Origin of the sequence: Streptomyces cynarae (genome assembly GCF_025642135.1) — a bacterium.
Classification (GTDB): Bacteria; Actinomycetota; Actinomycetes; order Streptomycetales; family Streptomycetaceae; genus Streptomyces; species Streptomyces cynarae.
This window is the reverse complement of sequence record NZ_CP106793.1, coordinates 7,051,317-7,065,102: the sequence shown is the minus strand read 5'-3', so window position 1 is coordinate 7,065,102 and position 13,786 is coordinate 7,051,317. Positions and strand designations below refer to the sequence as shown.

The 13,786-nt window shown below is 70.5% G+C and carries 13 protein-coding genes; 5 read left to right on the top strand and 8 right to left on the bottom strand.

The window, feature by feature from the left end:
* Window positions 1-235: 235 nt before the first annotated feature.
* Entirely contained in the window at window positions 236-931 is a 696-nt protein-coding gene (locus tag N8I84_RS32060) for a TetR/AcrR family transcriptional regulator (protein WP_263232891.1), read from the bottom strand.
* A 146-nt stretch (window positions 932-1,077) separates the two neighbouring features.
* Here N8I84_RS32060 and N8I84_RS32055 point away from each other — a divergent pair, with 146 nt between their 5' ends.
* The 5 genes from N8I84_RS32055 to N8I84_RS32035 all read left to right on the top strand — a co-directional run bounded on the left by N8I84_RS32055 (window position 1,078) and on the right by N8I84_RS32035 (window position 4,485).
* Window positions 1,078-1,758: an SDR family NAD(P)-dependent oxidoreductase gene (locus tag N8I84_RS32055; RefSeq protein WP_263232890.1), complete on the top strand. Its 681-nt coding sequence runs from the start codon at window positions 1,078-1,080 to the stop codon at window positions 1,756-1,758.
* A gap of 95 nt (window positions 1,759-1,853) precedes the next feature.
* The gene (locus N8I84_RS32050) at window positions 1,854-2,225 is read left to right on the top strand and encodes a DoxX family protein (RefSeq protein WP_263232889.1); all 372 of its coding nucleotides are present in this window, start codon (window positions 1,854-1,856) and stop codon (window positions 2,223-2,225) included.
* Window positions 2,226-2,339: 114 nt separating this feature from the next.
* Window positions 2,340-3,089, top strand: a complete 750-nt coding sequence (locus N8I84_RS32045) for a YqjF family protein (RefSeq protein ID WP_390898969.1) — start codon at window positions 2,340-2,342, stop codon at window positions 3,087-3,089.
* Between the two features lie 93 nt (window positions 3,090-3,182).
* Window positions 3,183-3,449 carry a DUF6480 family protein gene (locus tag N8I84_RS32040; RefSeq protein ID WP_390899067.1) on the top strand — a complete coding sequence of 89 codons (267 nt, stop codon included), beginning with the start codon at window positions 3,183-3,185 and terminating at the stop codon, window positions 3,447-3,449.
* 346 nt (window positions 3,450-3,795) lie between these two features.
* Complete coding sequence (locus N8I84_RS32035) at window positions 3,796-4,485, top strand: hypothetical protein (protein ID WP_263232886.1); 690 nt, start codon at window positions 3,796-3,798, stop codon at window positions 4,483-4,485.
* 38 nt (window positions 4,486-4,523) lie between these two features.
* On the opposite strand, the gene N8I84_RS32030 is transcribed toward N8I84_RS32035, so the two are convergent.
* The 7 genes from N8I84_RS32030 to N8I84_RS32000 all read right to left on the bottom strand — a co-directional run bounded on the left by N8I84_RS32030 (window position 4,524) and on the right by N8I84_RS32000 (window position 13,663).
* Window positions 4,524-6,050, bottom strand: coding sequence for an NCS1 family nucleobase:cation symporter-1 (locus tag N8I84_RS32030; RefSeq protein WP_263232885.1), 1,527 nt, complete (start codon window positions 6,048-6,050; stop codon window positions 4,524-4,526).
* Window positions 6,051-6,213: 163 nt separating this feature from the next.
* Window positions 6,214-7,236, bottom strand: coding sequence for a TIGR03842 family LLM class F420-dependent oxidoreductase (locus tag N8I84_RS32025; protein WP_263232884.1), 1,023 nt, complete (start codon window positions 7,234-7,236; stop codon window positions 6,214-6,216).
* 12 nt (window positions 7,237-7,248) lie between these two features.
* Entirely contained in the window at window positions 7,249-8,649 is a 1,401-nt protein-coding gene (gene hydA / locus N8I84_RS32020; protein ID WP_263232883.1) for a dihydropyrimidinase, read from the bottom strand.
* A gap of 142 nt (window positions 8,650-8,791) precedes the next feature.
* On the bottom strand, window positions 8,792-9,634 hold the full coding sequence (locus N8I84_RS32015; protein WP_263232882.1) for a nitrilase-related carbon-nitrogen hydrolase: 843 nt from the start codon (window positions 9,632-9,634) through the stop codon (window positions 8,792-8,794).
* A gap of 148 nt (window positions 9,635-9,782) precedes the next feature.
* The gene (locus tag N8I84_RS32010; RefSeq protein ID WP_263232881.1) at window positions 9,783-11,345 is read right to left on the bottom strand and encodes a PucR family transcriptional regulator; all 1,563 of its coding nucleotides are present in this window, start codon (window positions 11,343-11,345) and stop codon (window positions 9,783-9,785) included.
* Window positions 11,346-11,540: 195 nt separating this feature from the next.
* Entirely contained in the window at window positions 11,541-12,824 is a 1,284-nt protein-coding gene (locus N8I84_RS32005) for an aspartate aminotransferase family protein (protein ID WP_263232880.1), read from the bottom strand.
* Entirely contained in the window at window positions 12,821-13,663 is an 843-nt protein-coding gene (locus N8I84_RS32000; RefSeq protein ID WP_263232878.1) for a nitrilase-related carbon-nitrogen hydrolase, read from the bottom strand. Before N8I84_RS32000 ends, N8I84_RS32005 begins: the two co-directional genes overlap by 4 nt.
* Window positions 13,664-13,786 lie beyond the last annotated feature (123 nt).

The window sequence follows — 13,786 nt, the reverse complement described above, 5'->3', positions numbered from 1 at the left end:
GCTGTTGACGCGCATCGGTCGGTCCTGTGAGCGCTCGGGACACATACCCACGGCCCACAGCAACCGACACGCGGGGCCCCGCGAACCCGTGCCACACGTGGCGACAGAAATCGGATTTTCCCTATCCGTTTTTTCTACCAGCAACAACGCCGCGGCCGACCCCCACACCGGCACCGCAGGGCCGAGCCGCCGCCGGCCCGCCCAGCCGTCCGGGGTGCACGCCGCCTTGTGCGGCTCAGGGCGTGCCGGGCACGGGGCGGGCGAGTCGGATCATGGCGCGGTAGAGGGCGCGGGGAGCAGGGGCCGGAGGCAGGGGCGGGAGCTCGGTTCCGGGGGTGGCGTAGGCGCGGAGCATCTGGCCGACCAGGCGGCGCCAGGTGTCGGGGGCCGCATCGCCGGTGGCGGCGACGACGCCGGCGTTGGCCATCAGCAGGACGACCAAGTCCTCCGGGGTGAAGTCGTCGCGCAGGTGTCCGCTGTTCCGGGCACGGGTGATGACTTCGACGAATCCGTTGTACGCCTCGGCGCGCCGGGCTTCGAGCGCTTTGGCCGCGGGGAAGGTCATGGTCAGGACATCGGCGAACCCCCGGTCGGCGGCCTGCATCGCGCAGACGGCCTCGATGTAGCGGATGAAGCCGTGCCAGGGATCGGGGTCGGCGAGTGCCTCGCTGACTGCGTCGGCGTAGGCGTCCATCCGGTCGGCGAAGACCGCGGTGACAAGCTCTTCCCGGCTGGCGAAGCGGCGGGAGAGGGTGGCCTTGCCCACGCCTGCCTCGCGGGCGATGGAGGCCATGGAAACACCGAGCCCTTCGGTGGCGTAGAGGCGGCGGGCTGCGGCGAGGATGCGGTCACGATTGCGCTCGGCATCGGCGCGCAGACCCTGCTCGGGCTGCCGGCCTGGGACTTCGGCGGGATCTGCGAATGCGGTCATGGCCCCATCCTACCGAACTGGAACACCCGGTCCACTTATGGCATGCTGGGGCCATGGAAGCGGGAAGGCCGTTTCACTTAATGGGCGAGATCGCCGTCACTGCCTCCTGACGCGCTCCCCACCCACCCCAGGAAAGAGACCTCAGCGTGCCCACCATCGCCATCATCGGCGCCGGCCCCGGCATGGGCCTGGCCATCGCCCGCACATTCGGCAGCCGCGGCTTCGACGTCGCCCTGATCGCGCGCACCAAGGAGAAGCTTCAGACGCTGGTCGACCAGCTCGGCCAGGAAGGCATCACGGCCGCTGCGTTCCCCGCCGACGTCCTCGACCGCGCCTCCCTCACCGACGCCCTTGACGCCGCCAAGGCCCACTTCGGCGGCATCGACGTACTGGAGTACTCCTCGGCCCCGCACTCCCCGGTACCCGGCTTCACCATGGCAGCCCCCTCCCAGGCAACGGTGGACAATCTGCAGCCGCAGATCGAGTACAGCTTCTACGGCGCCGTCGCCGCCGCCCAGGCGGTGCTGCCCGCCATGCGTGAGGCCGACGCCGGAACCCTGCTGTTCACCACCGGCGCCGGCTCGGTCGACCCCAACCCCGTGATGGGCAACGTCAACGCGGCCGCGGCAGCCCTGCGCAACTGGGCCGTCAACCTGAACAAGGAGCTGGCAGGCACCGGCGTGTACGCCGCCCATGTCGCGATCGGTGTCTGGATCGGCGGGGGCGGCCCGGAGGGCGCCCCGACGGCCACCGCCGAGCAGATCGCCCCCCTGTACTGGGAGCTGTACGAGAGCCGCGACCGCGCCGAGGCCGTCTTCACGGCCTGACCCCCGCCCCACCTCGGCATACGGTTCGCCACCAACGGTCGGCGAACCGTATGCCTTCCTCCCTCGCCGCCCCAGCCGGAAGGACCCTCCGCCCCATGAACGTCTTCCTGTGGATTCTGCAGGCCGTCCTCGCCGCCATGTTCGGCATGGCCGGTGTCATGAAGTCCGCCCAGACCATGGACAAGCTGGCCGAGAAGCTCGCCTGGGTGAAGGACTTCTCGCCGGCCACCGTCCGCTTCATCGGCGTCGTGGAGTTCGCCGCCGCTGTCGGTCTGATCCTGCCCGCGGCCACCGGCATCGCCCCCGTGCTCACCCCGCTGGCCGCGACCGGCCTGGTGATCACGATGCTCCTCGCCGCCATGACCCACGCCCGCCGCAAGGAACCCCAGGCGATCGCCTTCAACGCCGTCCTGCTGATCCTGGCCGCCCTGGTCGCCTGGGGCCGCTTCGGCCCCTACGCCTTCTGACTGCTCCTCCAGGATCGATGCCGGCGCCGAGGTCATCCGTCGTCTCCTCGGCGGGCCGGCGTGACGCGGCACGTCCCTGCCCCCTGTCGCAGCGCTTCCACCGCGTTTCCCGGTGTGATCGACGGGGACCCGGTCGGCATGGTGTCCCTCGCGGCGGAGCAGCGCGTCCGCCTGCCGGCCCTGGCGGCAGGATGGCTGACGCAGACCTTCGTGCACTGGCCCTTCCGCACCGACCAGGTGCAGCGCCTGCTGCCGGAGGGCCTGACCGTGGACGAGTACGAGGGCGCGGCCTGGGTCAGCTTCACGCCGTTCCTGATGGCCGACGTACGGCCTGCGGTCCTGCCCGGCGCGACGCCCGGCCTCCCCACGTTTCCGGAGACCAACCTGCGCACCTACGTCCGGGGCCCCGACGGGCGCGACGGGCTGTGGTTCCTGTCCATCGAGGTGGGCAACCCCCTCATGCTGGCGGCCCGCGCGGTGGGCGCACCGTACAACCCGGGCCGGCTGAGTCTGACCCATGACGGAGACGTGGTGCGCTACTCGGGTGCACGCCGGGGCGGCTCACCCTCGTACGAGGTGGCCGTCCGGCCCGGCCGACCGCTGACGCCGACGCAGCGGGACGTCTGGCTGACCTCGCGGTGGCGCGCGTACACACGACGGCTGGGGATGCTCTGGGAAACGCCCGTCGAGCACGAGCCCTGGTCACTGCGCGCCGCGGTCCTCGAGCGCTTCGAGGAGACCGTGACCCGGGCCGCGGGACTTCCCCCACCCGAAGCCGAGCCGGTGGTCCACTTCTCCGAGGGGGTACGCCAGGTGCGCATGGGCGCCTCCCGCCCGCTGTCGCCCTCACGCCCAGCCCACTGACGAGGCCTTGCGCGCACGGCAGCGGCCGCCCCGTTCGTCCGCTTGTGTCCGCGTGGAGCCCTGCCGGGCGGGTACTCGGCGGCCATGAACCAGATGAACCGGGACAGCGGAACAGGGGGGACGCGGAACCGTCAGTACGGTTCTTCCGACCCCGAGCCGTCGCAGACCCCGGGGGTGGAACCGGGCGGGGTGCCTCCGGGAGAGACTCCGCCGGGTGAGAGCAGCACTGCGGAGGTCACTCATCGGGACGACTACGACCGGACGCGGGGCTGGGCGAAGGGACCGCTGATCGCCATCATCGCGCTCGTGGTGCTGGTGGCCGGGTTCTTCCTCGCGTACGCGATATCGCTGATGCGGTGAGCGCGCCCGCGGCGGCCGGGCGGCCTGGCGGTCGTTCGGAAGCGGGGACGGTGGCAATCCGACCGCCCTGGACCCCGTCTCGGGGGACGTCCACCGGAAGCCGCACGGCTCCCGGCCGGCTCCGGCCCGGTTCCCGCCGGGGCCCCCGACAGGCTGGTTCGCGTCCGGCACGGGTCCGGTTGCGGGCATAAGGGGACACACGGTCCAGTGGGCGGTCGGCCTGCGTCATCGCGCGGGTACAGAGCGAGTTGGCCCCTTCCGCCTCACAGACAGTCATGTGAAACTGTGGTCCCAGTCCGCAGTGTGGACCACCCTCACACGTCCGTCCCCCATGAGAAGTGCGCCCGTGCGTGATCTTCCCCTGCCACTCGCCCTCACGGCGCGGCTGAGCCCGGTCCTAGTGCTCGCCTGTGCGGGCTGGGCGCTGACCTCCGGTCCGGCCGCCTCCTCGGCCACCGAGCACAAGTCGGCCCAGCGGAGCCAGGACGCCCAGAGCCCCCAGGACGCGGGGACCGCCTCCGCTCCCGGCCAGTCGGCCGCGGCGAAGACGTACACCACCGCGCCCGAACCGTGCGCGGCCCTGGCCGGGAAGACGATCACGTCCCTGGTCCCGGGCGCCAAGACGGCGGGCAAGGAGATCCCCTCCACGGACCGGACGGTCCGCCGCACCTGCTCCTGGAACGCGCTCAAGGGCTACGACTACCGCTGGCTCGACGTCACCTTCGAGATCATGGACTCGCAGGCGCAGGTGCAGAAGTCGTACACCGAGCGGACCGCGGACAAGAGCGGCGGCGGCGCGGTCCCCGGTCTCGGCGACGCCGCCTACTCGGTCGTGAACCTCACCACCGAGGACAAGCAGCAGACCCGTGAGGGCCTGGTACTGGTCCGCGTGTCCAACGCGCTGGTCTCCGTGGACTACAACGGCAGCGACTTCGAGACGAAAAAGGCGCCCGGTACGGACGAGATCAACAAGGGGGCCATCAAGGCCGCCAGAGAAGCGGTGGCCGCGCTGGAGGACGGCCGGCAGAAGAGCTGACCGTCCTCTGCCGACCGTCCTCAGGGCCCCGGCGGAGGTCAGGACATGGCGTCGTCCCGGCCTCGCGCGAGCATCAGCAGCAGGTACAGCACCATCGACGTGCCGAGGCCGACCGCCCAGCCGTAGTCGGCGAGCGGCTTCAGGGCGGGAACGGGGCGGCCGTCGATCAGCGGATGGAAGTCCGCGCCGCCGATCGCCAGCACCCCGCCGACGACGAAGGCCAGCACGGCCCGCCAGTTCCAGCCGCCCCCGTACCAGTAGCGGCCACCTGAGCGGTACAGGTCGGTGAGGTCGAGCCGGGTGCGTCGCAGGACCCAGTAGTCGGCGATGAGGATGCCGGCCACCGTGCCGAGCAGGCCGCCGACCAGGCCGAGCCAGGTGAAGATGTAGCCCTGCGGGTCGGAGTACAGCTTCCACGGGAAGATCAGCACCGCGAGGACCGAGGTGATCAGGGCACCGGTGCGGAAACTCACCCTGCGCGGCGCGATGTTGGAGAAGTCGAACGCCGGGGAGACCAGGTTGGCCGCGATGTTCACCGACAGGGTCGCCACCAGCACGGTCACCAGGGCGTAGAGCAGCCCGACCACGTTGTCCGTCTTCGCCGCCAGTTGCACCGGGTCCCAGACCGGCTTGCCGTACACCGCCTGCGAACCCGAGGTGACCAGCACCGACAGGAACGCGAACAGCGTCATGGTGGTCGGCAGGCCGAGCGCCTGGCCCCACGTCTGGGCCTTCTGGCTGCGGCCGTACCGGGTGAAGTCCGGGATGTTCAGCGACAGCGTGGACCAGAAGCCGATCATGCCCATGAGGGAGGGCGCGAACAGCTTCCAGAAGTCCGCTCCCCAGCCCAGCTTGGAGGGCTGGTCGAACAGCGGGCCGAAACCGCCCGCCTTGCTGCTCATCCACCACAGCATCACCAGGGCGCCGACGATCACGAAGGGCGCCGCCCAGTTCTCGAAGCGGCGGATCGTCTCCATGCCCCGGTAGATGATGGCGACCTGGAGCACCCAGAAGATCGCGAACGACAGCCACATGGTCCAGGCGTAGCCGCCGACGTGGGAGGCGTTGGACCAGCTGTCGCCGATGAGCTTCCCGGCGAGGAAGTAGATCGCCTCGCCGCCGATCCAGGTCTGGATACCGAACCAGCCGCACGCCACCAGCGCTCGCACGACCGCGGGGAGGTTGGCGCCGCGCACGCCGAAGGAGGCCCGGGCGAAGACCGGGAAGGGGATGCCGTACTTGGGTCCCGCGTGCCCGGTGAGCAGCATAGGGATCAGCACGATCACATTGGCCAGGGCGATGGTGAACACCGCCTGCTTCCAGTCCATGCCGACCGCGATCAGGCCGGAGGCCAGGGTCCAGGACGCCGTGTTGTGGGCCATGCCGACCCACAGCGCGGAGAAGTTGTACGTGGTCCAGGTGCGCTTGGCGACGGGGACCGGCAGCAGGTCCTCGTTGGCGTACGCACCGCTCGGCTGCGGGGAGCCCGGGGCGATCTCCACGCGCCCGTCGGGGAGGGTGACTTGGGCGGACGGCGGTATGGCCGTGGGAGCGGTGTCGGTCATGGGGCAGGCCAATCAGGAGGTGGGACGGGAGAGGCCGTGCGGGTGCGGCGCCGATGGGGGGTGCGCCCGGTGGACGGATCGACCGGAGCGTCCTGAGCCCCCTTCCCGGGAGAGCGGGAAGGGGACGAGCGGGGAGAGGCGGGGTCCGGGGACCCGGTGGGGATCAGCCGTTGACGGCCGGGATGACCTGGCTCCCGTACGCGTCGATGACGGCTTCCTGTGCGTCGTGCATGTCGTAGACGGCGAACTGGTCGACGCCCAGCTCGCGCAGTGCCTTCAGCTTCTCGATGTGCTTCTCGACCGGGCCGATGACGCAGAACCGGTCGACGATCTCGTCGGGCACGAACTGGGTGTCGGGGTTTCCGCTGCGCCCGTGGTGGGCGTAGTCGTAACTTTGGCGGGCCTTGATGTAGTCGGTGAGCTCCTCGGGGACGGCCGAGGAGTGCTCGCCGTACTTGGCGACGAGGTCGGCTACGTGGTTCCCGACCATGCCGCCGAACCAGCGGCACTGCTCACGGGCGTGCGCCAGCGCCTCGGGCGAGTCGTCCTCGGTGACGTAGGCGGGGGCGGCGACGCAGATCCTCACCTCGGACGGGTCGCGCCCGGCGGCCGCTGCCGCGTCCTTGACCGCCTTGACCATGTACTCGGTCAGATACAGGTCGGCCAGCTGGAGAATGAACCCGTCGGCCTCCTCTCCGGTCATCTTGAGGGCCTTGGGGCCGTACGCCGCCATCCACACGGGAAGCCTGGCGCCCGGTCTGATCCAGGGGAACTTGACGACGGTGCCGCCGCCGAGGTCGGCCTCCCGGCCGCTGCCCAGCGCCCGGATGACCTTCATGGCCTCGCTGATGCGGGCCAGGGTGTTGGGTTTGCGGCCCGCGACGCGCATCGCCGAGTCGCCGCGACCGATGCCGCAGACCGTGCGGTTGCCGAACATGTCGTTGAGGGTGGCGAACGTGGAAGCGGTGACCTCCCAGGTGCGGGTGCCCGGGTTCGTCACCATCGGGCCGACCGTCAGCTTCTGGGTGTTGGCCAGGATCTGGCTGTAGATCACGAACGGCTCCTGCCACAGCACGGCGGAGTCGAAGGTCCAGCCGTAGCGGAAGCCGTTGCGCTCGGCTCTCTTCATCAGGCTGACGACCCGCGAGGCCGGCGGGTCGGTCTGCAGGACGAGTCCGAAGTCCATGGGGCGCCACTCCTAGTTGAGGTACTGACAGGTGGAGCGGGGGGTGTAGACGCCGTGTCCCGCGCGTCCGGTGAACTCCCGCTCGGTGATGACGGGTTCGCCGCGCGAGAGGACGGTCTCGACCCGGCCGGTGGTGCGCTTGCCCTCGTACGCCGAGTAGTCGACGTTCATGTGGTGCGTCTGGGCGGACATGACCTGCTCGGCGTGCGGGTCGTAGATGACGACGTCGGCGTCCGCGCCGGGGGCGATGGTGCCCTTCTTCGGGTAGAGGCCGAACATCCGGGCGGGGGTGGCGCAGGCGATCTCGATCCAGCGGCGGCGTGAGATGTGTCCGTCGACGACCCCCTGGTGCAGCAGGTCCATGCGGTTCTCGACGCCCGGGAGACCGTTGGGGATCTTCGAGAAGTCGCCCCTGCCCAGCTCCTTCTGGCCCACGAAGCAGAAGGGGCAGTGGTCGGTGGAGACCACCTGGAGGTCGTTGGTGCGCAGGCCCTTCCACAGGGCCGCCTGGTGCTCCCTGGGCCGCAGCGGGGTCGAGCACACGTACTTCGCGCCCTCGAAGTCGGGCTCGGCGAGGTTGTCCGTGGACAGGAACAGGTACTGCGGGCAGGTCTCGCCGAAGACGTTCAGCCCCTCGTCACGGGCGCGGGCCAGCTCGGCGACCGCCTCCATCGCCGAGACGTGCACCACGTACAGCGGGGCCCCGGCGACCTGGGCGAGCTTGATGGCGCGGTGGGTGGCCTCGGCCTCCAGCAGGGCCTTGCGGACCTCGCCGTGATACCTCGGATCCGTCTCGCCGCGGGCCAGCGCCTGCTCCACCAGCACGTCGATCGCGATGCCGTTCTCGGCGTGCATCATGATCAGCCCGCCGTTCTCGGCGGAGCGCTGCATGGCGCGCAGGATCTGGCCGTCGTCCGAGTAGAACACTCCTGGATAGGCCATGAACTGCTTGAACGAGGTCACGCCCTCCTCGACCAGGAGATCCATCTCCTTGAGCGTCTCCTGGTTCACATCGGAGACGATCATGTGGAAGCCGTAGTCGACGGCGCAGTTGCCCTCGGCCTTGGCGTGCCAGGCGTCCAGCCCCTCGCGCAGCGAGTGGCCCACGCTCTGCACCGCGAAGTCGATGATCGTGGTCGTTCCGCCCCAGGCCGCGGCCCGGGTGCCGGTCTCGAAGGTGTCGGAGGCGAAGGTGCCGCCGAACGGCAGCTCCATGTGGGTGTGGGCGTCGACACCGCCCGGGATCACGTACTTGCCGGTGGCGTCGATGGCCCGCTCGGCCGTGAAGGCCTCGGCGGCCGGGGTGCCGGACGCGGCGAGGGCGGCGATGCGGCCGTCCTCGATCAGGACGTCGGCGTGGATCTCGTCGGACGCGGTGATGACGAGACCACCGCGGATGACGGTACGGGTCATGCTCCCTCTCCTCCGTAACTGCCTCGCCTGGGTGCGATCAGACAGTGCGGGTTGTATGTGGCTGGTCGAGCCCACGCGGCGGTGGCCGCATATCGAGCGCAGCCCCGCGCCCCTTACGGGGCGCGGGTGCCTCCGCCCGTTGTCACGGAGCCGTCAGCGGGCCGTACGCGTCGGGACGGCGGTCCCGGTAGAACTGCCAGCGGTCGCGGACTTCGCGCAGCTTGGCCAGGTCCAGGTCGCGGACGACCAGTTCGGTCTCCTTGTCGCTGGCCACCTCGCCGACGAACTGGGCCTCCGGGTCCACGAAGTACGAGGTCCCGTAGAAGTCGTTGTCGCCGAGCTCCTCGGTACCGACCCGGTTGATGGCGCCGACGAAGTACTCGTTGGCGACGGCCGCCGCCGGCTGCTCCAGCTGCCACAGGTAGGCGGACAGACCCCGCGAGGTGGCCGACGGGTTGAAGACGATCTCGGCGCCTTCCAGACCCAGCGCGCGCCAGCCCTCCGGGAAGTGGCGGTCGTAGCAGATGTAGACGCCGATCCTGCCGACGGCGGTCTCGAAGACCGGCCAGCCGACGTTCCCGGGACGGAAGTAGAACTTCTCCCAGAAGCCCTTGACCTGCGGGATGTGGTGCTTGCGGTACTTGCCGAGGTACGAGCCGTCCGCATCGATCACCGCTGCGGTGTTGTACAGGACCCCGGGCTGCTCCTCCTCGTACATGGGCAGGACGAGGACGATGCCCAGCTCCTCGGCGAGGGCCTGGAAGCGCCCCACGATCGGGCCGTCCGGGATCCGCTCGGCGTACTCGTAGAACGCGGGGTCCTGGACCTGGCAGAAGTACGGCCCGTAGAACAGCTCCTGGAAGCACAGGACCTGGGCACCTTGCGCGGCCGCGTCGCGGGCCGCCTGCTCGTGGACCTGGATCATCGATTCCTTGTCGCCCGTCCAGGCGGTCTGGAAGACGGCGGCACGGATCACTCTGCTCATCGGGACCTCCGGTCGCTCGGTGTGCGGCAAGGCTAGGAAGTCCGGCCATACGGTTTGAGTTGCACCGTGTCACGTCTGCGGGCGTCCGGCGTTGCACCGTGTCATACCGGCCCGTACGCACCTGTTTCCCGCTCATTTCCATGGCGTCTCACTCTTGTTGGGCGTCGTGCGCGAGGAGCGCGATGTGTACCGAGGCAGCCTGTTCGAAGTCGTCGAGGTCGACCCCGAGGCGGGCCTGTATGGCCTCCAGCCTGCGGTAGAGGGCAGGTCGGCTGACGTGGTGGAGCTGGGCGGTGCGGGACTTGTTGCGGCCGGTGGCGAGGTAGGTGCGCAGCACCGGCAGCAACTCGTGTTCGGCGTCGCGCCCGCACAGCAGCCCGTCCAGCTCCCGCTCGGCGAAGGCCTGCACGTGCGCGTCGTCGCGCAGCAGCCGGATCAGGCCGCGCAGATGGACGTCCCTGAGGCGTACGACGGCCGGTAGGTCCTGCGCGGCGGAGTGGCCGGCCACGGCGTCCGCGACGTGCTGGGCCTCGCGCAGTCCGGCGGGCACGTCCTCCCAGGCGGTACGCGGGTCGGCGGCGGCGATGGCCGTCCCGCGCACCGCCGGGGACTCCGTGCGCAGCCGGGTGGCGAAGTGCGCGGTCAGCGCTTCCGCGTCCTGGTCGCGGGCGAGGCTGAGCAGTACGGCGGTGGCCCCGTCGGCCAGTTCGGCGGCGAGCCCGGGCAGGCCCAGTAGTCGCAGGACGCGATCGAGCTGTGCGGGATCGCCGTCGCGTACGACCAGGGGGACGAAGGTGCGGCGGTTGACGGGCAGCCCGGCCGCCCGCGCCCGGGGCAGCAGCCGGCCGGCCGGGACGGCCCCGGAGACCAGGTCGGTCAGCAGGCTCTGCGCGGACTGCTCCTCCCAGGTGTGCACGGAGCCGTGGAGCATCCGGTGCAGGACCAGGGCCTCGGCGGCGCGCTCGGCCAGCAGGCGCCCGATGGGGCTGTCCCCGCGGTAGCCGCACAGCACGATCCGGCCCCAGCGCTCGCCTCGCCCGCCCAGCTCGGCGCGGACCCAGCCGTCGCCCTCACTGCCGCCCGCCTGCCGGGCGATGCGCTCCCAGTCGCGCAGCACGTCGTCGACCGCGGGCCGCTCCCCCGCCGTGGCGAGCACACGGTGGGCGAGGTTGGTGAGGACGACCGGGCAGCCCGCGTGCACGGCGATCTCGTCGAGCAGCCGCTGCAGCGGGGCCTCCGTGGTGATGAGCCCGGTCAGGGCCGTGCGGACGGACTCCGACAGGCTCACCGCCGCGAACTTGCGCCGCACGAGGCGGGACTGGACCTCCTCGGTCAGTTCGGCGAACGGGAAGGGCCGATGCAGGACCACCATGGGCAGCCCGCAGCGCTCGGCGGCCCGGCGCATCACGTCCGGGGGCGCCGGGAAGGCCCGGCCCAGTCCGAGGACGACGGCCGCGGCCTCCGCGCGGTGCAGGGACCGGATGTACTCGGCCTGCTTCTCCACGTCACCGGCGAGCAGCACCCCCGTGGTGAGGACCATCTCGCCGCCGCTGAGCATCACCCCGACATCGGGCGCCTCCGCGACGTGCACCCACCGCACCGGCCGGTCAAGGTGCCCGGCGCCGGCCACCACCTCGGGCTCTCCGGCGAGCACCCGGTCCAGGGTGAGGACCTGGCGTACCGACAGGGCGGGTTCCAAGGCGGTGCGCATGGCGTCACTTCCCTTTTTTGTGGCTCGCTTCGCCTCCGGGGCGCTGGATGCGGGTGTCGAGAGCCCGACCGTGCTCAGCGCTTCGCGCCTCCGCGCTCCCCCAAGCTCTCGGCTTCGCTCGAGCAGGGGGCACCCCCATGCTCTCTCGACACCGGCGCGCCCCTTCGGCTCACTCGCCCGCTCACTTGCTGCCTGCTACTGGACATCCCTCAGGGCCTGCTCGAGGATCGCGGCGCCCTCCTCGGCCTCCGCAACGGTGAGCGAGAGCGGCGGGGCGATGCGCAGCACGCTGGTGTTGTGCCCGCCGCCCTTGCCGATCAGCAGCCCGCCGTCGCGGGCAGCCTCGAGCACGGCGGCCGCAGCGTCCGGGTCGGCCTCGTCGGTGCCGGGCCGCACCAGCTCGACGCCGATCATCAGGCCGCGCCCGCGCACCTCCCGTACGCCCGGGAGCTGGGCGCCGACCGCCCGCAGCCGCTCCATGAGCAGTCCGCCGACGCGCCGGGCGTTGCCCTGGAGGTCGTGCTCCAGCAGGTAGGTGAGGTTGGCGAGCCCGGCCGCCATCGTGATCTGCGTGCCGCCGAAGGTCGAGATGCTGTTGGCGTCGAGGCAGTTCATGATCTCGGCGCGGGCGACGACGCCGCCGATGGACATGCCGTTGCCGATGCCCTTGGCGAAGGTGAGGATGTCCGGCGGGCCGCTTCGGCCGTGCGCCTGCCAGCCCCAGAAGTTGTCGCCGGTGCGGCCCCAGCCGGTCTGCACCTCGTCCGCGATCCACAGGATGCCGCGCTCCTGGAGTACGTCGCGGAAGTCCGCGTAGAGCCCGTCGGGCGGCGAGGTGAAGCCGCCGACGCCCTGGATCGGCTCGGCGATCAGCGCGGCGGGCGGGCGGGTGTGCCCGAGCAGGTCCCTCAGGTCCTCGACGCACGCCGCGATGAAGTCGGCGTCGCTCAGGTGGGCGAACGGGCCGCGGGTGCGGACCCCGCCGTGGACGTAGAGCGTCTGGAGCGGGGACAGGGAGGTCGGGGACCAGCCGCGGTTGCCGGTGATGCCGATCGCGCTGAACGAGCGGCCGTGGTAGCTGTTGCGCATCGCGAGGATCTGGTTGCTGCGCCGGTACGTCGTGGCGAGCAGCAGCGCGGTGTCGTTGGCCTCGGTGCCGGACGTGGTGAAGAAGACGCGGGCGTCCGGGATGCCGCTCAGCTGGGCGATGCGCTCGGCGAGTTCGACCATCGGCCGGTTGAGGTAGAGCGTGGACGAGTGGATGATCCGCCCGGCCTGCTCGCTGACCGCCTTGGTCACCTCGGGCAGCGCGTGCGCGGTCATCGTGGTCAGGATGCCGCCGAAGAAGTCCAGGTACTTCTTCCCGTGGGCGTCCCAGACGTGCCGGCCCTCGCCGTGGGTGATCTCCAGGGGGTCCTTGTAGTAGAGGGCCAGCCACTCGGGCAGGACGGCCTTGTGGCGGTCGTACAGGTCACTCACGGCTTCACCAGTCCTTCGTACGCGTCGGGGCGGCGGTCGCGGTAGAACGCCCACAGCTGCCGCACTTCTTCGATGAGGTCGAAGTCGAGGTCCCGCACGACGAGCTCCTCCTCCTTGTCGCTCGCGACCTCGCCCACAAACTGCCCACGGGGGTCCACGAAGTAGCTCGTCCCGTAGAAGTCGTTGTCGCCGTACTCCTCCCGGCCGACGCGGTTGATCGCGGCGACGAAGTACTCGTTGGCGACGGCCGCCGCGGGCTGCTCGAGCTGCCAGAGGTAGGAGGACAGGCCGCGGTGGGTGGCGGAGGGGTTGTAGACCAGCTGGGCGCCGTTCAGGCCGAGCTGCCGCCAGCCCTCCGGGAAGTGGCGGTCGTAGCAGATGTAGACGCCGACCTTGCCGACCGCGGTGTCGAAGACGGGCCAGCCGAGGTTGCCGGGTTTGAAGTAGTACTTCTCCCAGAAGCCCTTGACCTGGGGGATGTGGTGCTTGCGGTACTTGCCGAGGTAGGTGCCGTCGGCGTCGATCACGGCGGCGGTGTTGTAGTAGAAGCCGGACTGCTCGACCTCGAATACGGGGACGACGATCACCATGCCGGTCTCGCGCGCGAGGTCCCGCATACGGCGCACCGTCGGCCCGTCCGGCACCGGCTCGGCCCAGCGGTAGTGCTCGGGCTCCTGGACCTGGCAGAAGTAGGGGGCGTTGAAGACTTCCTGGAAGCCGATGACCTTCGCGCCCTGCCGGGCCGCCTCACGGGCGTGCTCCACATGCTTGGCGATCATGGATTCGGTGTCACCGGTCCAGGTCGCCTGGACCAGTGCGGCGCGTACGACGTGGGCCATGGTGCCGCTCCTTTGCCTGATGGTCCGCGAGGGACGTCAGAGAGCCTCTACGCCCGTAGAGCCGGGCCGTAGAGGGTCGAACGTAAGCCTCCGCGGCGGCCTTGCCAAGACCATCGTCGTGAA